23 protein-coding genes and 1 pseudogene are annotated in these 21,342 nt (G+C 69.5%); 13 read left to right on the forward strand and 11 right to left on the reverse strand.

The features are described 5' to 3' along the window. Positions 1 to 95 precede the first annotated feature (95 nt). The 3 genes and pseudogenes from ACXIZN_RS37640 (at position 96) to ACXIZN_RS37650 (ending at position 3,246) form a co-directional block, all read left to right on the forward strand. Positions 96 to 1,643, forward strand: a complete 1,548-nt coding sequence (locus ACXIZN_RS37640; protein WP_457959591.1) for an alpha/beta hydrolase — start codon at positions 96 to 98, stop codon at positions 1,641 to 1,643. Positions 1,644 to 1,832: 189 nt separating this feature from the next. After that, the gene (moaC, locus tag ACXIZN_RS37645; protein ID WP_457959592.1) at positions 1,833 to 2,333 is read left to right on the forward strand and encodes a cyclic pyranopterin monophosphate synthase MoaC; all 501 of its coding nucleotides are present in this window, start codon (positions 1,833 to 1,835) and stop codon (positions 2,331 to 2,333) included. Next, a pseudogene (locus tag ACXIZN_RS37650) lies at positions 2,330 to 3,246 on the forward strand (molybdenum cofactor biosynthesis protein MoaE). Before moaC ends, ACXIZN_RS37650 begins: the two are co-directional and overlap by 4 nt. Positions 3,247 to 3,372: 126 nt before the next feature. On the opposite strand, the gene ACXIZN_RS37655 reads toward ACXIZN_RS37650, so the two are convergent. The 4 genes from ACXIZN_RS37655 to moaA all read right to left on the reverse strand — a co-directional run bounded on the left by ACXIZN_RS37655 (position 3,373) and on the right by moaA (position 6,859). Continuing rightward, on the reverse strand, positions 3,373 to 4,014 hold the full coding sequence (locus ACXIZN_RS37655; protein ID WP_457959593.1) for a transglycosylase family protein: 642 nt from the start codon (positions 4,012 to 4,014) through the stop codon (positions 3,373 to 3,375). Between the two features lie 456 nt (positions 4,015 to 4,470). Beyond that, entirely contained in the window at positions 4,471 to 5,322 is an 852-nt protein-coding gene (locus tag ACXIZN_RS37660; RefSeq protein WP_457959594.1) for a phosphatidylinositol-specific phospholipase C/glycerophosphodiester phosphodiesterase family protein, read from the reverse strand. A gap of 216 nt (positions 5,323 to 5,538) precedes the next feature. Then, complete coding sequence (locus ACXIZN_RS37665; RefSeq protein ID WP_185926969.1) at positions 5,539 to 5,793, reverse strand: MoaD/ThiS family protein; 255 nt, start codon at positions 5,791 to 5,793, stop codon at positions 5,539 to 5,541. Position 5,794: 1 nt separating this feature from the next. Then, positions 5,795 to 6,859 carry a GTP 3',8-cyclase MoaA gene (moaA, locus tag ACXIZN_RS37670; RefSeq protein WP_192743801.1) on the reverse strand — a complete coding sequence of 355 codons (1,065 nt, stop codon included), beginning with the start codon at positions 6,857 to 6,859 and terminating at the stop codon, positions 5,795 to 5,797. 78 nt (positions 6,860 to 6,937) lie between these two features. On the opposite strand from moaA, the gene ACXIZN_RS37675 reads away from it, so the two are divergent. From ACXIZN_RS37675 to ACXIZN_RS37705, 7 genes are all read left to right on the forward strand, one after another. Next, on the forward strand, positions 6,938 to 7,402 hold the full coding sequence (locus ACXIZN_RS37675) for a MarR family transcriptional regulator (RefSeq protein WP_457959595.1): 465 nt from the start codon (positions 6,938 to 6,940) through the stop codon (positions 7,400 to 7,402). A 33-nt stretch (positions 7,403 to 7,435) separates the two neighbouring features. Beyond that, positions 7,436 to 7,840, forward strand: a complete 405-nt coding sequence (locus tag ACXIZN_RS37680) for a TOBE domain-containing protein (RefSeq protein WP_192743799.1) — start codon at positions 7,436 to 7,438, stop codon at positions 7,838 to 7,840. Beyond that, complete coding sequence (modA, locus tag ACXIZN_RS37685; protein WP_457959596.1) at positions 7,837 to 8,589, forward strand: molybdate ABC transporter substrate-binding protein; 753 nt, start codon at positions 7,837 to 7,839, stop codon at positions 8,587 to 8,589. Before ACXIZN_RS37680 ends, modA begins: the two co-directional genes overlap by 4 nt. Positions 8,590 to 8,719: 130 nt before the next feature. Then, a complete protein-coding gene (locus tag ACXIZN_RS37690; protein ID WP_457960695.1) occupies positions 8,720 to 9,487 on the forward strand; it encodes an ABC transporter permease in 768 nt (255 codons plus the stop codon). Beyond that, positions 9,484 to 10,548, forward strand: a complete 1,065-nt coding sequence (locus ACXIZN_RS37695; RefSeq protein ID WP_457959597.1) for a sulfate/molybdate ABC transporter ATP-binding protein — start codon at positions 9,484 to 9,486, stop codon at positions 10,546 to 10,548. The genes ACXIZN_RS37690 and ACXIZN_RS37695 overlap by 4 nt, the downstream gene beginning before the upstream one ends. Before the next feature lie 10 nt (positions 10,549 to 10,558). Continuing rightward, positions 10,559 to 11,353, forward strand: a complete 795-nt coding sequence (locus tag ACXIZN_RS37700) for an HAD-IIA family hydrolase (RefSeq protein ID WP_034308369.1) — start codon at positions 10,559 to 10,561, stop codon at positions 11,351 to 11,353. A 37-nt stretch (positions 11,354 to 11,390) separates the two neighbouring features. Beyond that, a complete protein-coding gene (locus ACXIZN_RS37705) occupies positions 11,391 to 12,206 on the forward strand; it encodes a metallophosphoesterase family protein (RefSeq protein ID WP_457959598.1) in 816 nt (271 codons plus the stop codon). A gap of 518 nt (positions 12,207 to 12,724) precedes the next feature. On the opposite strand, the gene ACXIZN_RS37710 is transcribed toward ACXIZN_RS37705, so the two are convergent. Further along, positions 12,725 to 13,099, reverse strand: a complete 375-nt coding sequence (locus ACXIZN_RS37710; RefSeq protein ID WP_126730420.1) for a YccF domain-containing protein — start codon at positions 13,097 to 13,099, stop codon at positions 12,725 to 12,727. Then, entirely contained in the window at positions 13,099 to 13,869 is a 771-nt protein-coding gene (locus ACXIZN_RS37715) for a PhzF family phenazine biosynthesis protein (RefSeq protein ID WP_457959599.1), read from the reverse strand. Before ACXIZN_RS37715 ends, ACXIZN_RS37710 begins: the two co-directional genes overlap by 1 nt. Positions 13,870 to 14,002: 133 nt before the next feature. Here ACXIZN_RS37715 and ACXIZN_RS37720 point away from each other — a divergent pair, with 133 nt between their 5' ends. Further along, the gene (locus ACXIZN_RS37720) at positions 14,003 to 15,661 is read left to right on the forward strand and encodes an AMP-binding protein (RefSeq protein WP_457959600.1); all 1,659 of its coding nucleotides are present in this window, start codon (positions 14,003 to 14,005) and stop codon (positions 15,659 to 15,661) included. A 60-nt stretch (positions 15,662 to 15,721) separates the two neighbouring features. Here the strand turns inward: ACXIZN_RS37720 and ACXIZN_RS37725 are convergent, their stop codons facing one another. Beyond that, entirely contained in the window at positions 15,722 to 16,693 is a 972-nt protein-coding gene (locus ACXIZN_RS37725) for a R2-like ligand-binding oxidase (RefSeq protein ID WP_457959601.1), read from the reverse strand. A gap of 15 nt (positions 16,694 to 16,708) precedes the next feature. Beyond that, positions 16,709 to 17,320, reverse strand: coding sequence for a TetR family transcriptional regulator (locus ACXIZN_RS37730; protein WP_457959602.1), 612 nt, complete (start codon positions 17,318 to 17,320; stop codon positions 16,709 to 16,711). Between the two features lie 94 nt (positions 17,321 to 17,414). On the opposite strand from ACXIZN_RS37730, the gene ACXIZN_RS37735 reads away from it, so the two are divergent. Next, positions 17,415 to 18,068 carry an HAD family hydrolase gene (locus ACXIZN_RS37735; protein WP_192743791.1) on the forward strand — a complete coding sequence of 218 codons (654 nt, stop codon included), beginning with the start codon at positions 17,415 to 17,417 and terminating at the stop codon, positions 18,066 to 18,068. Here ACXIZN_RS37735 and ACXIZN_RS37740 read toward each other — a convergent pair. Next, the gene (locus ACXIZN_RS37740) at positions 18,004 to 18,249 is read right to left on the reverse strand and encodes a hypothetical protein (RefSeq protein WP_091598517.1); all 246 of its coding nucleotides are present in this window, start codon (positions 18,247 to 18,249) and stop codon (positions 18,004 to 18,006) included. The genes ACXIZN_RS37735 and ACXIZN_RS37740 overlap by 65 nt on opposite strands. Before the next feature lie 132 nt (positions 18,250 to 18,381). Here ACXIZN_RS37740 and ACXIZN_RS37745 point away from each other — a divergent pair, with 132 nt between their 5' ends. Beyond that, positions 18,382 to 18,768: a cold-shock protein gene (locus ACXIZN_RS37745; RefSeq protein WP_016337551.1), complete on the forward strand. Its 387-nt coding sequence runs from the start codon at positions 18,382 to 18,384 to the stop codon at positions 18,766 to 18,768. 123 nt (positions 18,769 to 18,891) lie between these two features. Here ACXIZN_RS37745 and ACXIZN_RS37750 read toward each other — a convergent pair whose 3' ends face one another. Next, a complete protein-coding gene (locus tag ACXIZN_RS37750; protein ID WP_457959603.1) occupies positions 18,892 to 19,374 on the reverse strand; it encodes a DUF2771 family protein in 483 nt (160 codons plus the stop codon). Positions 19,375 to 19,384: 10 nt separating this feature from the next. Continuing rightward, positions 19,385 to 21,316, reverse strand: coding sequence for an MFS transporter (locus tag ACXIZN_RS37755; RefSeq protein ID WP_457959604.1), 1,932 nt, complete (start codon positions 21,314 to 21,316; stop codon positions 19,385 to 19,387). Between the last annotated feature and the right edge of the window lie 26 nt (positions 21,317 to 21,342).

The raw sequence follows: 21,342 nt of genomic DNA on the forward strand, positions 1-21,342 counted from the left end.
GCCGACCCCGGGGCCGACTTCAGGGTGACGACTCCGCCGATGGCCCGCTCATAGGGTCGACTCCGACCAGGAAGTCGATCATGACGGGGGTTGGGATGAAACGCTCTGTCCTGAGCAGGATCGGGACACTCACGGCCGCGGCGGTCACCATGGCGGTACTCGTACCGGCCACGGCGTCCGCCGCGGTTCCGTCGGTCAGCTGGGGGCCGTGCCCGGGGGACGTGGCCGCGCCCGGCGTGCAGTGCGCCACTTTGAAGGTCCCGCTCGACTATCGGGACCCAGGCGGGAAGACCATCGACATCGCCGTTTCGAAACTCGCCAGCACCAAGCCGGCGAAGCGGCGCGGGATCATGCTGACCAACCCGGGCGGCCCCGGCGGGCCAGGGCTGACCATGCCGGCCGGGCTGCGGTCGGCTGGCATGCCGTCGAGTGTGCTCGACGCGTACGACATCATCGGCTTCGATCCGCGCGGGATCGGGCACAGCACGCCGGTCACCTGCGATCTCAAGCCCGAGCAGCAGGTGAGCAACGTCCCACCGTACGCGCGTGACGCCGCGGCGGTGGCGGAGCGCGCGAAGTACGTCGAGGGCATCGCCAAGCAGTGCGAGACCTCGGCGAGCGCCGCGAACCTGCCGTACATCACCACGGCCAACACCGCCCGCGACATGGACCGCATCCGGGCGGCCCTCGGCGAGGAGAAGCTCTCGTACTACGGCGTTTCGTACGGCAGCTACCTGGGCGCCGTGTATTCGACGCTGTTCCCGCGGCAGACCGATCGCGTGGTGATCGACAGCGTGACCGGTCCCGGCGGGCTCGATCCGGTCACCTCGCGCCGCCTGGCGGAGGGGTTCGAGGACCGCTTCCCGGACTTCGCGAAATGGGCGGCGGCGCGGCACGCGAGCTACGGGCTGGGCCGCACTCCGCAGCAGGTGACGGCGAAGTTCTACGAGCTCGTCGCCAAGCTCGACGGCGGCGCCGTCCCGGGTGTCGACGGCGCGGCGTTCCGCATGGGCACCTTCGGCGCGCTCTACGCGACCAGTTCCTTCCCGGTGCTGGCGCAGCAGTGGCAGGCGCTCGACACCGAAGGCACCGTGAAGCAGACCGCCCAGGCTCAGCAGATCGACCCGGCGCAGTTGCTGGCCGGGCAGTTGCACGTGGTCTGCAACGACGCGGACTGGCCGGAGGACGTCGCGACCTACCAGCGCAACGTCGCGAAGGACCGGGTGAAGTACCCGGGATTCGGCGCGGCCGGGGCGAACATCTGGGCCTGCGCGTACTGGCCGTCCGAGCCGATCGAACCGCCGGTACGGATCGGCGACCGGGGGCCCTCGAACATCCTGATGGTGCAGAACCTGCGTGACCCGGCGACGCCGCTGAGCGGTGCCAAGGAGATGCGCCGCGCGCTCGGCGACCGGGCGCGGATCGTGACCGTGGACGAGGGCGGGCACGGGGTCTGGCTGAGCGACGACAACGCTTGCGGCAACAACGCCGTCAACCGGTTCTTCGTGGAAGGCAAGCGCCCCGCGCGCGACACGGCCTGCGCCGCGGACAAGGGCGGGCTCTTCGCTTCGATGACGCCGGAGCAGCGGCAGGAACGGGAGAAGGCGCTCGACGAGGTTCGCTCGAAGCAGCGGATGTTCTGAGGCTTCTGAGGTGGAACCCGATCGCGATCGGCGTCGGCAGGCGCTATCCGGTGATCCACCTCACGGTGGGCCTTCAGGGCGCCTGCCACCGCGATAGCGAGGCCTCCCGCCGAGCGGGTTCACACGTGGGGTGCCTCACCGAGCGGACCTCGGCTCCGCCGACAGGTACCGCGGACTAGCCTGCTGGGCGTGAGTGAACTCAGCCACGTCGACCATACGGGCGCCGCCCGTATGGTTGTCGACCATACGGGCGCCGCCCGTATGGTCGACGTTTCCGGCAAGACGCCCACCGCCCGCATCGCGCTGGCGGGCGGCACCGTGCACACCACGGCCGAGGTACTCGGCCTGCTGGCGACGGACGGGCTCCCCAAGGGCGACGCCCTCGCGACCGCCCGGATCGCGGGCATCATGGGCGCGAAGAAGGTGCCCGAGCTGATCCCGCTCTGCCACCAGATCGCGTTGTCCGGCGTGAAGGTCGAGTTCGTGCTCGACGAGACCGCCGTGCACATCACCGCGACCGCGAAGACGAACGACCGGACCGGTGTCGAGATGGAGGCGCTGACCGCCGTCGCCGTCGCCGGGCTGACCCTGCACGACATGATCAAGGCCGTCGATCCCGCGGCGACCCTCGACGACGTCCGCCTGATCCGCAAGGACGGCGGCAAGACCGGGACCTGGGAGCGGCCGTGAAGCGGGTCGCGAGGGTGATCGTGGCGTCGAACCGCGCCGCGAAGGGCGTCTACGAGGACACCACGGGCCCGGTCATCACGGACTGGTTGGCCGCACGGGGCTGGGACGTTCCGGCGCCCGTGGTCGTCGAAGACGGGGAGCCGGTCGGCGAAGCCCTGCGAGACGCCGTCGCGGCCGGGGTCCAGGTGATCGTGACGACCGGCGGCACCGGCATCTCGCCGACGGACCGCACCCCGGACGTCACGCGCGCCGTGCTCGACTACGAGCTCCCCGGCGTCGCGGACGCGATCCGGGCAGCCGGGCTGCCCAAGGTGCCCACGGCCGTGCTCTCGCGCGGGGTCGCCGGCGTCGCGGGCCGGACCCTCGTGGTGAACCTGCCGGGTTCACGCGGCGGCGTGAAGGACGGCCTCGGCGTACTGGACGGGATCCTCGACCACGCCGTCGACCAGCTGGCGGGCGGCGACCACCCACGGGAGGTACAGCAGTGAGCGTTCGGGTCGCACGGATCGCGGTGGTCGACGAGCCGCTTTCGGTCGAGGAACACGCCCGCCTGGTGGACGACGCGGCCGCGGGTGCCGTCGTCACCTTCGGCGGGGTCGTGCGGGACCACGATGGCGGGCGGTCGGTGGACCGGCTCGCCTACGAAGGACATCCCAGCGCCGCCGACGTGCTCGCCGAGGTCGTCGCGGATCTCTCGGGGAAGTGGGAGGGCGTGCGGGCGGTCGCCGTGAGCCACCGGCTGGGCGCGCTGGCCATCGGCGACGTCGCGCTGGCGTGCGCCGTGGCGGCCGAGCACCGGGGGCAGGCGTTCGCCGCCTGCTCGGAGCTGGTCGACGAGGTCAAGGCGCGGCTGCCGGTGTGGAAGCACCAGCACTTCAGCGACGGCAGCGACGAATGGGTCAACTCGCCGTAGGTCGCTTTTCGGCCCGGGCACGACAAAGCCCCACCGCCGGGGGAATGGTGCGGTGGGGCCTTGTCAGTCGTGACGTGGCCGCGCGGGGAATCCCGCGGGCATCACGACTTACCGGTGCTCAAGAGCTCACTTGGTGGCGAGCTTCTGGCCGACGACGATGAAGTCGGCGTTCGGCACGTATTCCTTGTTCAGCTCCTGCAGCTTCTGGAAGCCGCCCTGGACGTTGAACTTGGAGGCGATCTTCGACAGCGTGTCGCCGGCCACGACGGTGTAGTCACCCGCCGGGTTGGAGTTCGCGACATTCGCGACGGCCGGAGCCGGGGCCGGGGCCTGCTGCTTCTGGACCGGCGCGGTCGACTTCTTCGGGGTCACCTTCTTGGTGGCCTTCGGGGCGCTCGACTTGGCCTTGGCGGGGCTGGCGGAGCCGCCCTTCTTGCCGCAGTTCGGCCACGCGCCGATGCCCTGGCCCTGGAGGACCCGCTCGGCGACGGCGATCTGCTGCTCACGCGACGCGGTGTGCGCGCTGCCGGTGCCACCGTAGGCGCGCCAGGTGCTCGGCGAGAACTGCAGACCACCGTAGTAACCGTTGCCGGTGTTGGTGCTCCAGTTGCCGCTGCTCTCGCACTGCGCGATGGCGTCCCAGTTGGTCGCCGACGCGGGGGTCGCGGCGATTGCGAGGGGAGCGCCGACCGCGACACCCGCAATGGCGACGCGGGCGATGTGACGGGTGGCGGCGGACATCTTGCGGTGCTTGCCTCGGTAAGACATGTGAATGAATCTCGCTCCCTGCGCCTACGAGCCTGTGCTGAGGGAAAGACCCGTGGGTCCTGGCCGGCCGTCTCAGGCCGGCTGACTTCGCCTGACGCACGACGCGTCGGCTCGGTCCCCTCGTCCCTGTCCGGAAATGCTTTCGCTCGGGGTTGGGTCCGGGAATCCGTTGGACAGGGCTCGGCGCTACGGGTTCCCGGTGTTGCGTGGTCGGTCGGGGCCAACCGAAAAGCGACGGTACGTAACGAACGGCCTGATCGGAAATTATTCGAGCTGTGACCTACATCACAGTAACAGCACGCAACCCATAACGATTCGGCTGTTTATGCAGGTCAGCGGGCCGTTATCTGGCCGTTTCCTGACCGAGATAATTCACGGATCGTGAGGCTTGCATCACGTGGATTAAGGGATGACTGGCCCATTCGTGCGCCTTCGCGCGCGAATGGGCCGCGCACTTTAGCGAGACCTCAAGAAGTTCGCCAGCCCTGGCAGGTCATCCGTATTCAGGTGGTCGACCCCGGCGGTGACCAGCTCTTTCCACAGCGCGTCCCGTCCTGGCCCGGCGGTGTCCGGCGTGGCCCAGAAGCGCACGCGCTGACCCGCCGCGTGGGCCCGCTTGACCAGATCGTGCAGTTTCGCCCGCTCCTCGGCGGGGAAGGGGCCCTCACCGGTCCAGGTGAAAAGGCTGCTCCAGGAGTCCGAGACCAGCGGGGTGACCCGGGGGTCCGAGCCGATGCCGAGGTCGTTCTGGTCCCTGATCCGGCCGTCGTAGAAGGCGAGCCGGAACTTCTGCCCGAGCATCACGTCCTTGGGGCGACCGCCGGAGATCACCGCGGTGACGGCCCGCTTCTTGACGTGTCCGAACGCGTACAGAGAGAAAAGGAAGGAGTAGCGCGGGTTGTACAAACGCTTCTCGAGAGCCGCGTAGGTGCTGTTCGCGTCCCCCTTGACGTCGATCAGCAGCTGGAACTCCGCACGCTGCCGGTAGACGCCGACCCCGTGATTGGCCAGGACACGCCGGCGCAGCGGCTCCAGGTAGAGCGACTCGAGGGTGCGGTCCGGACGGGTGTCCGCGAGGTCGTGGGCGACCAGGAGCTGCCCGTCCACCAGGAAGATGTCGGCCTCGACACTGGTGAAGCCTTGATCGAGCGCGTCGTGCAGCGGACGCGTGTGCTCATAGTCGTTGTGGCTGTGCGCCTGCGGCAGCGGCCGGACGCCGCGTTCGTGGGCGGACGCCGGAGCGTTCGCGAGGCTCGTGGCGGCGACCGCGGCGAGCAGTGCGGCGAGGATACGGCGGGGAGTGATCACTGGCGCATCCTCGGCTGCTTCGGCGACCGGACGGTGAACTCGAGAGGGCGAGCAAGGGACCTTTGCTACCACTTTCGCCGTTCGCGCAGGTCAGCGGCGGTCGGCGGGCGGCCAGTGTGTCGCGAAAGCCACTTTCGAGACGTCAGGTGTCCCGAATGGAGACGTCAGGTGTCCCGAAAGTGGCTTTCGCGACACGCTCCGGCGGGCGACAGCAGGTCAGCCGCCGGCGAACGGGGGCAGGACGTCCAGTTCGGCGCCCTCGGTCAGCGGCCGCGTGAGATCCCGCACCGCGACGCCGTCCAGCAGGTATGAGACCGCGTCGAGCAGCTTCGCCAGCTTCTCCGGGTGGAGTTCGCGCAGGCGGGCGACGGCGTCGGCGACGCGGGCGCCGTCCGGCAGGGTGACCTTCTCCTCGTCGAGGCCGGTGGCCGCGCGGGCCGAGGCGAAGTACCGCACCACGATGGTCACCATGTCAGCCGCCGATCGCGCTCATCGGCCGGATCGGCTGCGCGAACCCGGCCTCGTTGATCTCGTGCCCGGCGAGTTTGCCCCACATGGTCGCCCGCCAGGCGTCCGCCACCTCTTCTTCGCGCGCGCCCGCGCGCACGAGGGCGCGCAGGTCGGTCTCGTCGTTGCTGAACAGGCACGAGCGCACCGCGCCGTCCGCGGTCAGCCGGGTGCGCTCGCAGGCGCCGCAGAAGGGGCGGGTCACCGACGCGATCACGCCGACGTCGCCCGGCCCGCCGTCGACCAGCCAGCGTTCGGCGGGCGCCCCGCCACGCGCGGCGGGGAACGGCGACAGCGCGAACTCCTCGCCGAGCATGCCGAGGATCTCCTCGGCGGTGATCATGTCGGCGCGGTTCCAGCCGTGCTGCGCGTCCAGCGGCATCTGCTCGATGAAGCGCAGGTGGTAGCCCTCGGCGAGGCAGAACCGCAGCAGCGGCACGGCCTGGTCCTCGTTCAGCCCGCGCATCAGCACCGCGTTGACCTTCACCGGGTCCAGCCCGGCCTCGCGCGCCGCGGCCATGCCGGCGAGCACGTGCGAAAGCCGGTCGCGACGCGTGATCTTCTCGAACAGCGCGCGATCGACGGTGTCCAGTGAGACGTTGATCCGGTCCAGCCCGGCGTCGGCGAGCGACTTCGCGCGCTTCGCGAGCCCGATTCCGTTGGTGGTCATGGAAAGCCGCGGCCGCGGTTCGAGCGCGGCGACCCGCTCGACGATCTTCTCCAGCCCTTGGCGCAGCAGCGGTTCACCGCCGGTGAGCCGGATGTCGGTGATCCCGAGCCGCTCGACGGCGATCCGCAGCAGGAGCACGAGCTCGTCGTCGGTCAGCACGTCCGCGCTCGGCATCCATTCGAGCCCTTCGGCGGGCATGCAGTAGGTGCAGCGCAGATTGCACTTGTCGGTGAGCGACACCCGCAGGTCGGTCGCCACGCGGCCGAAGGTGTCGATCAGAGCGGGATTGTCCGGCCTGGGCACGCTGGGGCGACCGCGTGTACCGGGGACACGGGGAAACCCGAGATCGACTGCTGTCATTGACACCAGACTAACCCCGAAGCGGGCGAAAACCGACTGTCTAGAATCTTCTTCGCACTGAATCGGAAGGGTTTCCGGATGGCGAAATACCCGCTCTCGGCGGAAGAATCGGCCCGGTTCGCCCAACTCGGCAGGGAAAGCAGCACCCTGACCGTTCTCCGGCACGCGCGTATCGCCGAGCGGATGGGCCTGTCGGCCACCGATCACAAGGTGCTCGAACTGGCAGGCCAAACGCCGGGACCGTTGACAGCGGGCAGGATCGCCGAGCTGACCGGACTGTCGACGGGCGCTGTGACCGGCGTCATGGACAGGCTCGAGAAGGCCGGCCTCGCCCGCCGCGTCCGCGACACCGCCGACCGCCGGAAGGTCCTGATCGAGGTCGTCCCCGGCGCCATGGAGCGGCACGCGCCGCTCTTCGAATCCGCGTACACGAACCTGAAGACGGTGCTCGAACAGTTTTCTCCCGAAGAACGGAAAGTGCTGGAGCGATTCCAGAGCGCGGTGCTCGACGGCCTCCGCGACGAACTCACCGGTGATGCGTAGCTTTTCCGCATCTGCGGAAGTAATCTTCCGGACATGCCGCAATTCCGGTTGTCCGAGGCCGCTCGTCTGCTCGGCGTCAGTGACGACACCGTCCGCCGCTGGGTGCGCGCCGGCCAGTTGACCGCGTTCGACGACTCCGCGGGCCGCAAGGTCGTCGACGGCGCCGAGCTCGCCGCGTTCGCCAAGGCGCAGGCCGAACAGCCGGAGGATCCTTCGAGCGTCGGCCGCTCCGCGCGGAACCGGTTCGTCGGGCTCGTCACCGAGGTGATCACGGACAAGGTGATGGCACAGGTCGAGCTGCAGTGCGGCCCGCATCGCGTGGTCTCCCTGATGAGCGCCGAGGCCGTCCGCGAACTCGGGCTGCGGCCCGGGGTGCTCGCGGTCGCCGTCGTCAAGGCGACCACCGTCGTGATCGAAACCCCGGAAGGAAGCCGATGAGGAAGCTCGCGTCCGTCCTGGCCGCGCTGGCGCTGGCCGCGACGGCCTGCGGATCCGGGGAGACGGCCGCGGAGGCCAAGACGCTCACCGTGTTCGCGGCGGCGTCGCTGACCGAATCTTTCGGGGCGCTGGGCAAGCGGTTCGAGGCGCAGAACTCCGGGGTGTCCGTGAAGTTCAGCTTCGAGGGCTCGTCGGCGCTGGTCCAGAAGCTGACCCAAGGCGCGAAAGCGGACGTCTTCGCTTCCGCCGACAAGACCAATATGGACAAGGCCGCCAAGGCGGAGCTGCTCGGCGGGCAGCCGTCGGTCTTCGCCACCAACCGGCTCGCCATCGCGGTCGGCAAGGGCAACCCCAAGGGCGTCAAGGGGCTGGCCGATCTCGCGAAGGACGGCCTGACCGTCGTCGTCTGCGCGCCGCAGGTGCCGTGCGGGTCGGCGGCGAAGAAGGTCCAGCAGTCGTCCGGGGTCACGCTCGAGCCGGCGAGCGAGGAGCAGGACGTCAAGTCGGTGCTCGCGAAGGTGCGTTCGGGTGACGCCGACGCCGGGCTCGTCTACGTCACCGACGCGGCATCGGCGTCCGCCGACGTGGACAAAGTGGACTTCCCGGAGGCCGCGGACGCGCCCAACGACTACCCGATCGCGGTGCTGAAGGACGCTCCGCAGGCCCAGCTCGCCGGGTTGTTCAGGGACTTCGTCCTCAGTGCCGAAGGCAAGACCGAACTCGCGAAGGCCGGTTTTGGCTCGCCCTGACCCCGCGTTTCGTCCTCTGGATGCGGTAGATGCACGCGCAAGTACCGCATCCAGAGGTCCTCTGGATGCGGTAGATGCACGCGCAAGTACCGCATCCAGAGGACGAAACGCGGGAGCCGGGGTGCCGTGGGTGCTGTGGCCGCCCGCGATCTGCGCGCTGGCGCTGGTGGTGCTGCCGGTCGTCGGGCTGCTGGTGCGCTCGGACCTGACCCGCTTCCCGAGTCTCATCGCCTCGCCGTCGTCGCTGAACGCGCTCAAGCTTTCGCTGCTCACCGCCGGACTGTCCACTGTGGCCTGTGTGGTGCTCGGTGTCCCGCTCGCCGTGGTGCTCGCGCGGTCGAGGGCGCGCGGTGTCCGGGTGCTGCGCGCGGTGGTGCTGCTGCCGCTCGTCCTGCCGCCGGTGGTCGGCGGCCTGGCGTTGCTCTACCTGTTGGGCCGCAAGGGTTTCCTCGGCATCCTGGTGGCCACCCTGACCGGTGAGCAGGTGCCGTTCACCACGGCGGCCGTGGTCATCGCGCAGACGTTCGTCGCGATGCCGTTCCTGGTGGTCAGCCTCGAAGGAGCCCTCCGGGGCGCCGGTGACCGGTACGAACGGGTCGCCGCGACGCTGGGCGCCAAACCGTGGACGGTCTTCCGCCGGGTCACGCTGCCGCTGCTGCTGCCCGCGCTCGGGTCGGGCATCGTGCTCAGCTTCGCGCGGGCGCTGGGCGAGTTCGGCGCGACGATCACCTTCGCCGGAAGCCTCGAAGGGGTGACCCGGACGCTGCCGCTGGAGGTCTATACCCAGGCCGAGGTCGACGTCGACAGCGCGGTGGCGCTCGCGTTGCTGCTCATCCTGGTCGCCGTCGCGGTCATCGCGCTCGCCCGGCCGCGCGCGCTCGAAGGAGTCCGGTCGTGACCCTTTCGGCCGAGCTCGCCCTCCGGCGCGGCGAGTTCACCTTGGACGTCGGCTTCGAGGTTCCCGACGGCGGTGTGCTCGCGCTGCTCGGCCCGAACGGGTCGGGGAAGTCCAGTGTGCTCGGCTGTCTCGCCGGTCTTCTCCGGCCCGACCGGGCACGGATCACGCTCGGCGGGCGCGACCTGGCCGGCCTGCCGCCGCACGCACGCGGTATCGGCCTGCTCTCCCAGGACGCCTTGCTCTTCCCGCATCTGTCCGCTTTGGACAACGTCGCCTTCGCTCCGCGCTCGACCGGCGCCGGCCGTGCCGAGGCGAAGAAGCGCGCGCGGGAGTGGCTGGCCGAAGTGGACGCCCTCGAACTGGCCGGACGGCGGCCCGCGCAGCTCTCCGGCGGGCAGGCGCAGCGCGTCGCGATCGCGCGGGCGCTGGCCGCCGAGCCGGGGCTGCTGCTGCTCGACGAGCCCTTCGCCGCGCTGGACGTCGATGCGGCGCCCGCCATCCGAGGCCTGCTCCGGCGGGTCCTGCGGTCCGGGCCGCCGACCGTGCTGGTCACCCACGACCCGCTCGACGCGCTGGCGCTTGCCGATCACGTCGCCGTCCTCGACGGCGGCCGGATCGTCGAACGCGGCGAGACCCGCAAGGTCCTCTCCGCCCCGCGCACGGCGTTCACCGCGCGGATCGCCGGGCTGAACCTGGTGCCCGGTATCGCCGCCGAGGGCGGTTTGCGCACGTCAGGCGGGCAGTTGGCGGGAATTCCGGCCGAGGACGTCGTCCAGGGCGAAGCGGCCGTCGCGGTCTTCGCGCCGAGCGCCGTCGCGGTGTACCTGCGGGACGGTGAGCACCGGGGCAGCCCGCGCAACACCGTCGAGGGAATCGTCGACGCGCTCGAACCACACGGTCCGGTGATCCGCGTCCGGGCCCGCGGCGACGATTGGGCGGCGGGCCTCGCCGCCGACCTCACCCCGGCCGCGGTCGCCGAGCTGGCGCTCGAACCCGGCACACCGGTCAATCTTTCGGTCAAGGCGGCGTCCGTGGCTGTCCACGCCGTCTCGGATCATTAGGGTGGGCGGTATGAACGAGCGCCGTTGGACATACCTCAGCGACATGGATGGCGTGCTGGTCCAGGAGGAGCACCTCGTACCCGGCGCGGACGAGTTCCTCAAGGAGCTGCGCGCCAACGACATCGGCTTCCTGGTGCTGACCAACAACTCGATCTACACCCCGCGCGACCTGCGGGCGAGGCTCGAGCGGACCGGTCTCGACATCCCCGAGGAGGCCATCTGGACCTCCGCGCTGGCGACCGCGAAGTTCCTCGCGTCGCAGCGGCCGAACGGCTCGGCGTTCGTGATCGGCGAGGCCGGGCTCACCACGGCGCTGCACGAAGTCGGCTACGTGCTGACCGAACGCGACCCGGACTACGTGGTCCTCGGCGAGACCCGCACGTACAGCTTCAGCGCGATAACCCGCGCGATCAGGCTCATCGAGGGCGGCGCCAAGTTCATCGCCACCAACCCCGACGCCACCGGCCCGAGCATGGAGGGCTCGATGCCCGCCACCGGTTCGGTCGCGGCGCTGATCGAGAAGGCGACCGGCCGCTCGCCGTACTACGTGGGCAAGCCGAACCCGCTGATGATGCGTTCCGCGCTGCGGCGGCTCGGCGCGCATTCGGAGTCGACGCTGATGATCGGCGACCGGATGGACACCGACGTCCACTCGGGAATCGAGGCCGGTCTGCAGACGATCCTGGTGCTTACCGGCATCTCCACGCGGGAGAGCGCCGAGCACTACCCGTACCGGCCGACCAAGATCATCGACTCGATCGCCGATCTGGTCGGGCGCACCGGCGACCCGTTCGGCGAAGGCTGAGCGGCACGGTCGCATGCGGAGGGCTTATCGTCAGACGATGCACGACGATCAGCCCGCGTCCCCGACCTATGTGGTCGGTGACGTGCACGGACACCGGGACGAGCTGGCCGAAGCGCTCCGGGAGAAGGAGCTGATCGACTCCGACGACGACTGGTCGGGCGGGGAATCGACCCTCTGGTTCCTCGGCGACTTCGTCGACCGGGGGCCCGACGGCGTCGGCGTCATCGACCTGGTGATGCGGCTGGAACGGCAGGCCGCCACCGCGGGCGGGCGCTGCGGGACGCTGCTGGGCAACCACGAGATCCTGCTGCTCGGGATGTACCACTTCGGCGACGCCGAGGTGCCGTCCGATTTCGGGCCGCGCAGCTTCGCCCGCAGCTGGGAGATCAACGGCGGCCTGCTCGAAGACCAGGACAGGCTCACTCCGCAGCATATCGAGTGGCTGAGCTCCCGCCCGATGCTGACGCTGGCCGCGGATCACCTGCTGATGCATTCGGACACGCTCGAGTACCTCGGCTGGGGCGAGGACATCGACGAGATCAACACTCGTGGCCGCGAGATCCTCGAAGGCAGCGACATCCAGGCCTGGTGGGACGTGTGGCGGCGGATGACCACGCGGTACGCCTTCCGCGGCCCGGACGGCGCCGACGTCGCGCAGCAGCTCATGGACCGGCTCGGCGGCGAACGCATCGTGCACGGGCACAGCGTCATCGCCGATCAGCTCGGGATCCACCCCGCGCAGATCGAGGGGCCGTACCTCTACGCGGGCGGCAAGGCGCTCGGGATCGACGGCGGGTTGTTCGTCGGCGGTCCGTGCCTCATCGTGCCGCTGCCCTGGGAACCCGAGGACTGAGCCTCACGGGGTCGTGAGTGGCGATCCCCGAATGCCTCGCCCGGTCGTCGCAACGCGGCTAAGACTGTCCACAAGGGACTGAAGTTCGGCGGCGCCTGATTTGGGCACTTTGCGCATTTTGGCGCGGGGTCGTGAGTGATAAAGAGGGTTATTGAGGGGTTAGGCAAAGGTGGCGTCGCGGCGCTGACCGGTCCGTGAAGGCCTCCTTGCCTACCCTGAGGGTAGGAATGGGTCCTTCACTACCCTCGGGGGTGTGGTGCCTGGTGGCACTGGGGCAGTCGTGGCGCCAGGCCGTGGTTGCGCCCGTCGGCCCGTGTCGCGAAAGCCACTTTCGGGACACCAGACGTCCCGAAGGTGGCTTTCACGACACGCCACGTTTGCCCTACCCCTCAATAGAACCATCATTGCCACTCACAACCCCCGGACAAAGCACCCAAATCGGGCACGTGGACGGGGTCTCCGCGTCCAGGCTGCGCGGCAGGGACATTCAACCCGAATCGCCCCTTGGTGCCGAAGCCTCAGGGGAGCTCGACGATCTCCTTGCCGAGCGGCATCAGCGAGACCGGGATCATCTTGAAGTTCGCCACGCCCAGCGGGATCCCGATGATCGTGACGCACAGCGCGACCCCGGTCAGCACGTGCCCGATCGAGAGCCACAGCCCGGCGAAGACGAACCAGATGACGTTGCCGATCGTCGACGCGGCCCCGGCGTCGCGCCGGTCCACCACCGTGCGGCCGAACGGCCAGAGCGCGTACGCCGCGATCCGGAACGACGCCAGCCCGAACGGGATGGTGACGATCAGGATGCAGCAGATGACGCCGGCGACGACGTAGCCGAGTGCCATCCACAGACCGCACAGCACGAGCCAGATGACGTTCAGGATCAGGCGCATCAGACGTGCAACTCCCCGCTGGCCACGGTGACCGCCTGCCCCGAAAGCAGGACCCGGTCGCCTTCGAGGTTCATCCGCACGATGCCGCCGCGGGCCGAGGCCTGTTCGCCGACGAGTTCGTCCCGGCCGAGGCGGGCGGCCCAGTACGGCGCGAGGACGCAGTGGGCGGAGCCGGTGACCGGGTCTTCGTCGATGCCGACGCCCGGCGCGAAGAACCGGGTGACGAAGTCGATCCCGGCCACGTCACCCGGCGCGGTGACCATCAGCCGCCCGTTCCAGTGCGCGCGCAACGCGGCGAGGTCCGGGGCGAGCGAGCGCACCACGGATGCGTCGCCGACCACCGCGAACAGGTTGTGCTTGCTGCGCCCGACGTACTCGAACTCCAGGCCCGGCAGGATCGACGACAGATCGTCGTCCGACTCGCGGGGCGGGTCCGACGGGAAGTCCATCGACACCCAGCCGTCTTCGGCGCGGCAGCGCAACTCGCCGCTCTTCGTCGTGAAGGTCTGTTCGCCGCCGAGGACGTGCGTGGTCGCCAGCGTCGCGTGCCCGCACAGGTCGACTTCGGTCTCCGGCGTGAACCAGCGAAGGGACTTCGGCCCTTCACTGTCGACACTGTCGACCTCGACGAAGGCCGTCTCGGCGTGCTTCAGCTCGGCGGCGACGGACTGCATCCAGCCCGCGTCGCCCGGCGCGTCCAGCAGCACCACGCCGGCGGAGTTACCGGCGAAGGCCTCGGAGGTGAAAGCGTCGACGATGTAGAGGCGCATGCCTCCGACGATATCGGCCGCCGCCGGACCCGGCCTCCGGGTTTCCCCTGAGGTGGTCTCCACTTGCAGGTGGCCGCCGTCACGTCGCGTTCCTAGACTCGACGCGTCGATGCCGCCGAACGCAGGAGTCTCCATGCCCGACGCCCCCGCAGTACCGAGCTACGCATCGGGAATCTCGGACACCCCGCTGCTGGGGGACACCATCGGTGACAACTTCGACCGCACCGTCGCCGCCTTCGGCGACCGGGACGCGCTCGTCGACCGCGCCGCCGGGAAACGCTGGACCTACACCGAACTCGCCGCCGAGGTGGACGCGCTCGCGCTGGGCCTGCTCGACCTCGGGATCGCCAAGGGCGACCGCGTCGGCATCTGGTCGCCGAACCGCTGGGAGTGGACCTGCGTCCAGTACGCGACCGCGAAGATCGGCGCGATCCTGGTCAACATCAACCCGGCGTACCGCTCGCACGAACTCGAATACGTGCTGAACCAGGCCGGGATCAAGCTCATCGTGGCCGCGAACTCGTTCAAGACCTCGGATTACGCGGGCATGATCGCCGAAGCGGGGCCGAAATGCCCGGCGCTGGAACATGTCGTGCTGCTGGACGGCCCCGAGTGGCCGTCGATGCTGGAGATCGGATACAAGGCCGACCGCGCGCCGCTGGTGAAACGGCAGGCCGAACTCTCCGCGGACGACCCGATCAACATCCAGTACACGTCCGGCACCACGGGTTTCCCCAAGGGCGCCACGCTGAGCCACCACAACATCCTCAACAACGGCTACTTCGTCGGCGAACTCTGCAACTACACCGAAGCCGACAAGATCTGCATCCCCGTGCCCTTCTACCACTGCTTCGGCATGGTGATGGGCAATCTCGCGGCGACGACGCACGGCGCGTGCATGGTCATCCCGGCGCCCGCGTTCGAGCCGAAGGCCACGCTCGAAGCCGTCGCGGCCGAGAAGTGCACGTCCCTGTACGGCGTTCCGACCATGTTCATCGCCGAACTGGCCGACCCGGATTTCGCTTCCCACGACCTGTCCTCGCTGCGCACCGGGATCATGGCGGGCTCGCCGTGCCCGGTCGAGGTGATGAAGCAGGTCATCGACCGGATGGGTATGGCGGAGGTGTCGATCTGCTACGGCATGACCGAGACGTCGCCGGTGTCCACGCAGACCCGCGCGGACGATTCGGTGGAACGGCGGGTGTCGACGGTCGGCCGGGTCGGGCCGCATCTGGAGGTCAAGGTCGTCGATCCGGAGACCGGGCTGACCGTGCCGCGCGGCGAACCGGGCGAACTCTGCACCCGCGGCTACTCGGTGATGCTCGGCTACTGGGAGCAGGCCGACAAGACGGCCGAGGCGATCGACACGGCGCGGTGGATGCACACCGGCGACCTCGCGATCATGGACGCCGACGGGTACGTCAACATCACCGGCCGGATCAAGGACATGGTCATCCGCGGCGGTGAGAACCTGTACCCGCGCGAGATCGAGGAGTTCCTCTACACCCATCCGGACATCCTCGACGCGCAGGTCATCGGCGTCCCGGACGAGAAGTACGGCGAGGAATTGATGGCGTGGGTCCGCATGCGCGAGGGCGCGGAGCCGCTGACGGCCGAAGCGGTGCGGGAGTTCTGCGAGGGGAAGCTGGCGCGCTACAAGATCCCGCGGTACGTCCACGTCGTCGAGGAGTTCCCGATGACGGTGACCGGCAAGGTGCGCAAGGTCGAGATGCGGGCGGAGTCGATCAGCATCCTCGGGCTCGAAAAGGCGGCGGCGACCAAACACGCCTGACGCTCGCGTGAAGGCCCCCTTCCCTCGGGTCAGCCGAGGGAAGGGGGCCTTCACGCGCGATCAGGCCGCGGTGTTGGCGGCGGCCGCGGCGATCGCCTTCGCGTCTTCTTCGCCGAAGGTCTCTTCGAGGTTCTCCGGCGAGTAGTCGAGGTCGATCTGCTCCACCGGCATCCCGCGCGCGGATTCGATCGCGCCGAGCCGCCGCTGCGCCCGGTCGGCCGCGTACTGGATGATCTCCTCGGGATCGTTGTCGAACGGGATCTCCTCGAACTGGTCCTGCACCCACTGGATCATGCCCAGCGCGTGGGGGAGCAGTTCGCCCATCCGCTGCTGCACGGCGTCCCACAGCGAATCGTCCGCGGCGACGTGACGGCGGCAGGTGAAGGTGCCCCAGGCCATGTGGCGGCGTTCGTCGTCGCCGATCCGGCGCACCAGCTCCTGCATTCCCGGCAGGATGTCGTGCTGCGTGCAGATCAGCTGCCACGAGTAGTACCCGGTCAGCGCGAGACTGCCTTCGATGACGTGGTTGTACGTGACGCTCGCGCGGATCTGGTTGAGCGGGCTGGGATCGTCCTCCAGCGCGCGCAAGGACTGTGGCAGCTCTTCGTAGAAAAGCTTGCGGTAGTGCGGATTTTCCGCGACGTACGGATGCAGGTCCTCGGTGAGCCCGACGGCGTCCATCCAGCGGCGGAACACCTCGGTGTGCTTGGCCTCTTCGAAACAGAACTGGGTCAGGTACATCCCGTCGCCGAACCGGCCGGTCGCGGACATGGCCCGCATGAACGGCTGGATGTCCTCGGTGACCGCCTCTTCGCCCGCGATGAACTGCGCCACCAGATAGGTCGTCGACCGCTGCTGTTCCGGGTTGAGGCTGTCCCAGCCCTCGCGTTCACGGGAGAAATCGATGTCGGCGGGGTTCCAGAACTTCTGGTTGCCCTTGACGAACAGGCGCAGCGGGAACGAGTCCCAGTTCAGCCCGCCCTTGCGCAGTGAGGAAAAACCGGTCCGCAGTTCGGAGAGCGTATCGGTCATGACGTACCCTTCGTGTCACTCCATTGTGGACGAATCGGTGGTCAGCGCCCGGATCGCGGGCGCCAGCACGGCGACTACCGAAGCCGCCGCCTCGTCGGCCGGATGCGTCGGCATGACGAGATGGGACAGGGAAAGCCGCACGACGGTCTCCGCCAGCAGCGTGGCGGATTCCGGGGAGAGCGACGGCTCGAACTCCCGGTACTGCCCGGCCGCGACCTCGGTGGCCGCGGTCAGGATGGGTTCGCCCTTGGTGGTCAGCAGGGGCAGGAGGTCTTCGCCCGCTTCGGTGCCCAAGGTGGTGGCGACGAGCCGGTTCTCCCGGGCGTGCTCGATCGTGTAGACGACCGCTTCGCGGATCCCGTCGCGCAGATCCTTCGCGTCCTGCACGCGCAACCGGATGCCTTCGAGGAACTCCGACGTCGTCCGGAGGACCACGGCCTGGGCGAGTGTGGCCTTGTTGCCGAACTCGTTGTAGACGGTCTGCCTGCTCACCCCGGCGCGCGCGGCGACGTCCGCCATCCGCAAGGCGGTGTATCCGTGTTCGGTGAGCAGCTCGGTGGCCGCGTCGAGCAGCGCCTCCCGCAGGGAGGCCTTGGTCCGATCGGAGAAGCTGGTGATCTCGCCCACAGTTCCAGCTTGACACAGATCACGTCCATGTCAAAGAAGTTGACGGGCACCCATCGGATGTAAATCTGTCGGTGGCGGCCGCTACCGTGGCCTCGTGGGCATCACCGTGGGGTTCGACCTCGACATGACACTGATCGATCCGCGGCCGGGCATGGTCGCGGTGATGAACGCGCTCGGCGTGGAGTCCGGCCTGCCGCTGGACGGCGAGTACTTCGCGGCCAACCTCGGCCCGCCCCTCGACGCCAGCCTGCGGGGTTTCGGAGCGCCGGAGGAGCGGATCCCGGAGCTGGTCACCCGGTTCCGCGCGATGTACCCGGACACGGTCGTGCCCGTGACGGTCGCGCTGCCCGGCGCGGCCGAAGCACTGCACGCGGTCCGCGCGGCGGGCGGGCGCACCGTCGTCGTCACGGGCAAGTACGGGCCCAACGCGAAACTCCACCTGGACGCCCTCGGGCTCGAGGTCGACGTCCTGGTCGGAGAGTTGTGGTCGACGGAGAAGGCCGCCGCGCTCACCGAGCACGGCGCCCGTGTCTACGTCGGCGACCACCTCGGCGACATCCGCGGCGCGCTGGCGGCGGGCGCGGTCCCTATCGGGGTCACGACCGGCCCGTGCACCAAGGAGGAGCTGCTCGCGGAGGGCGCCGACGTGGTGTTCGACTCGCTGACCGAGTTCCCCGGCTGGTTCAGCTCTTTCGGCGAGCCTCGCGGATCAGGGCGATCAGACCGAGGGCGAGCCCCAGCGGAGTGATCACGCCCGCCGCGGCGGACAGCCACACCGGCAGGTTCTCCAGCCCGGCGGCGAACAGCACGAACACCGCCGTGACGGCGAGCATGCCGAGCGCGAACAGGCCGATGCCGACGCGCATGAGGATCGGTTTGCCGGGCTTTCCGGGGACGGCCACAGCGGCCTCCTTTACTGCGGTCTCCATGAAGCAGAGGGTATCCGCCGGTATCCGCTTCTCCACAGGGCGTGTGGCGAGATACGCTTATGGGACGCGCGCCCTGGGTACGCCCCCGGGCGCGTTCGTTGTGAGCAGGACAGCAAAGGACTGGTGAGGGAAGTGCCGACCGGCAAGGTCAAGTGGTACGACGCGGAGAAGGGTTTCGGTTTCGTCACCCAGGATGGGGGCGCCGACGTCTACATCCGTAAAGCCGCGCTGCCGCAGGGCGTCGAAGGGCTCAAGGCGGGCCAGCGCCTCGAGTTCGGTGTCGCCGACGGCCGCCGCGGCCCGCAAGCGCTCTCCGTCCGGCTGCTGGACCCGCCGCCGTCGGTCGCCGAGGCGCGCCGCCGTCCCGCCGAGGAGCTGCACGGGCTCATCGAGGACATGATCAAGCTGCTCGAGCTCAAGGTGCAGCCGGATCTGCGGCGCAACCGCTACCCGGACCGCAAGAACACGAAGCAGATCGCCGAGATCATGCGCGCCGTCGCCCGGGACCTCGATCCCTGATCGGCGTCCCCGCGGCCAAAGCGCGTGAAGGCCCCCTTCCCTCGGCTCAGCAGAGGGAAGGGGGCCTTCACGCGATTCAGCTCAGGGGAGATCCGCGAGTGGTAGCAAAGGTCCCTTGCTCCCTCAGGCGGCAGGCGGCTCGACCTGCAGCGACCAGATGGCCGTGGTGACCGCCTCGGCGTCCTCCGGACGTCCGGTCCGGCTGATCACCGAAGCCTGCGCGACCTCGACGACGAGGATCTGGTCGTCGGGCCGGGGCGTCGTCACCGTGTAGGCGAAGCGGTCCAGCGAAGTGATGATGTCCTGCTTGAGCTCCTGCGGCTCGCCCTTGCCGTTCACGTACTGCACCGTGACCTTCCACGGCGTCTCCGCGATCGCGGTCGGCACCGAGATCTGCACCGGCTTCCCCGGCCGGATGCGCAGCTTGCCCGCGGCGTCGGACCTGGTGGTGCACTGCGCGCTCTTGATGTCGCAGGACGCCAGCGGGGTGACGTTCACCGTGTTGCCGTCGGCGAAGAAGGTCACCTCTTCGGGGCCGGGGGCCGAGCAACCGGCCACCACGAAACCACCCGCCGCGAGTAGGGCTGCAATACGAAGTCGCCGCATACGGTGAAGATTACGAGCCCGGCCGCCACCGGGAGTCACCGGGCTGCGAGGGGATCGGCGATTCGCTGGTCGGCTCCGGACGCAGCGGCCGGTCGCCGCCGAGTCCCGGGATCAGCGAAGTGCCGCGCCGCACCATGAACGTCTGCGTGAACCCGACGGCCAGCAGGATCGAAAGCACCAGGAAGCCGATCCAGTACGTCGGCGGCAGCAGCAGGCCGACGGCACCGCCGAAGCACCAGGACATCTGCAGCACGGTCTCCGACCGCCCGAACGCCGACGCGCGCGACTCTTCCGGCAGGTCTTCCTGGATGACGGCGTCGAGGCTGATCTTCGCCAGCGCGCTCGCGGTCGCGCCGACGAGCGCCACGATCGCGGCCGTCGCCAGCCCCGCCGCGACGGTGGCGATGATCGCGATGCCGAGACAGGCCCCGACACAGGCCAGGATCACCTGATCCGGTTTGCCGAAGTGCAGCCGCGAGCCCAGCGCGTTGCCGAGGAAGCCGCCGGCCCCCGCCGCGGCGCCGATGATGCCGAGCAGCAGCAACTGGTCGAACGGGCTCTGCCCGCTGCCCTCGGCCTGCGCCTTCACCGCGAACGCGGAGAACATCATCAGGAACCCGGTCAGCACCCGGACGGTGCCGTTGCCCCACAGCGAGAGGACGATCTGGCGTCCCATCGGCTGCCGCTGCTTCTTGACCCGCCGTTCGGGATGCGCGGACAGCGACGCCGGCACCTCGCCCTCGGTCTTCTCGACCCAGGACGGGATGCGCATCGACTGCACCGCGGCGGCGACACAGATCAGCATGGTGAACCACAGCGCGCCCTGGGAGCCCCAGATCGCGTTGACCCCGCTCGCCAGCGCGCCGAACACACCGGCGGCGACCAGGCCGAACACGGTCAGCCGCGCGTTCGTCTTCGACAGCGTGATCTCGGGCGGCAGCACCCGTGGGGTCACGGCGGCCTTGAGCACGGTGAACGACTTCGAGAGCACCATCATGCCCAGCGCCGCCGGGTACAGGAGCCAGTCGTCGAAATGCAGCGCCATCACGATGGCCATCAGCGCCTGGCCTGCCGAGGACACGCACATCGCGAGCCTGCGGCCTCGCTGGATCTTGTCCAGCGCCGGGCCGATCACCGGCGCGACCAGCGCGAACGGGGCGATCGTGATGAGCAGGTAGAGCGCGACCTTGCCCTTGCTCTCCCCGCTCGTGGCGGCGAAGAACAGGGTGTTGGCCAGCGCGATCGCCATGGCGGCGTCGCTGGCGTAGTTCAGCATCACCGCGTACGTCAGCGAAGTCAGGCCCGATTTGTCGGCGCCGTCCGCCTTCGTCGCGCGCTGGAAGGCGCCGACGGCCTGCCCGGTGAGCTGACGGCTGCGCATCGCCGCGACCCGGGTGACCGTGATCTTCTTCGGCATCTTCGGCAGGGAGCCCGCGCGCGGCGGGGCCGCGGTCGTCGGGTGCTCGTGCGGCTGCTCCTGGGCGACCCGCGGCTCACCCGCGTAACCGCCGGTGTCGTAGTGCTCGTACTCGCCGCTGCCGGGCGGGTGCTCGTCGTAGAACCCGCCCGGACGACGCCGGACGGGTTCGGTCTGCCGCTGCGATGGATCCGGATACGGTCGCGCGCCGCGGGGAGGTGTCCGCGGCGGTGGAGGCGGCGGCGGTGGCTGGTGGTGCCCCATCGGGATCGCGCTGGTGCGCGCCTCGTCGGCGGTCGGCCCGGCCGGATGCGGCTGGTACTGGGGCTGCGGACGGGCCGCGCGCGGCGGCGGTGGCGGCACCGGCTGCTGATCGACGCGGGTCGGCGGCGGAGCGGACCAGCTGCGCGCCTGGGCGGCCCCCGGCTCCGGCGTCCACTTCCGCTTGCTCTTGCGGCCACGCTCCTTGCCCGGCCTGCCGGAAGGCGTGCCGTCGCGTCCAGAGTTCGAGCCGAAGATTCCCACGCTTCAATCCTGCCTTACGCGGGTCT

The sequence above is a fragment of the Amycolatopsis sp. TRM77291 genome, from assembly GCF_054166285.1.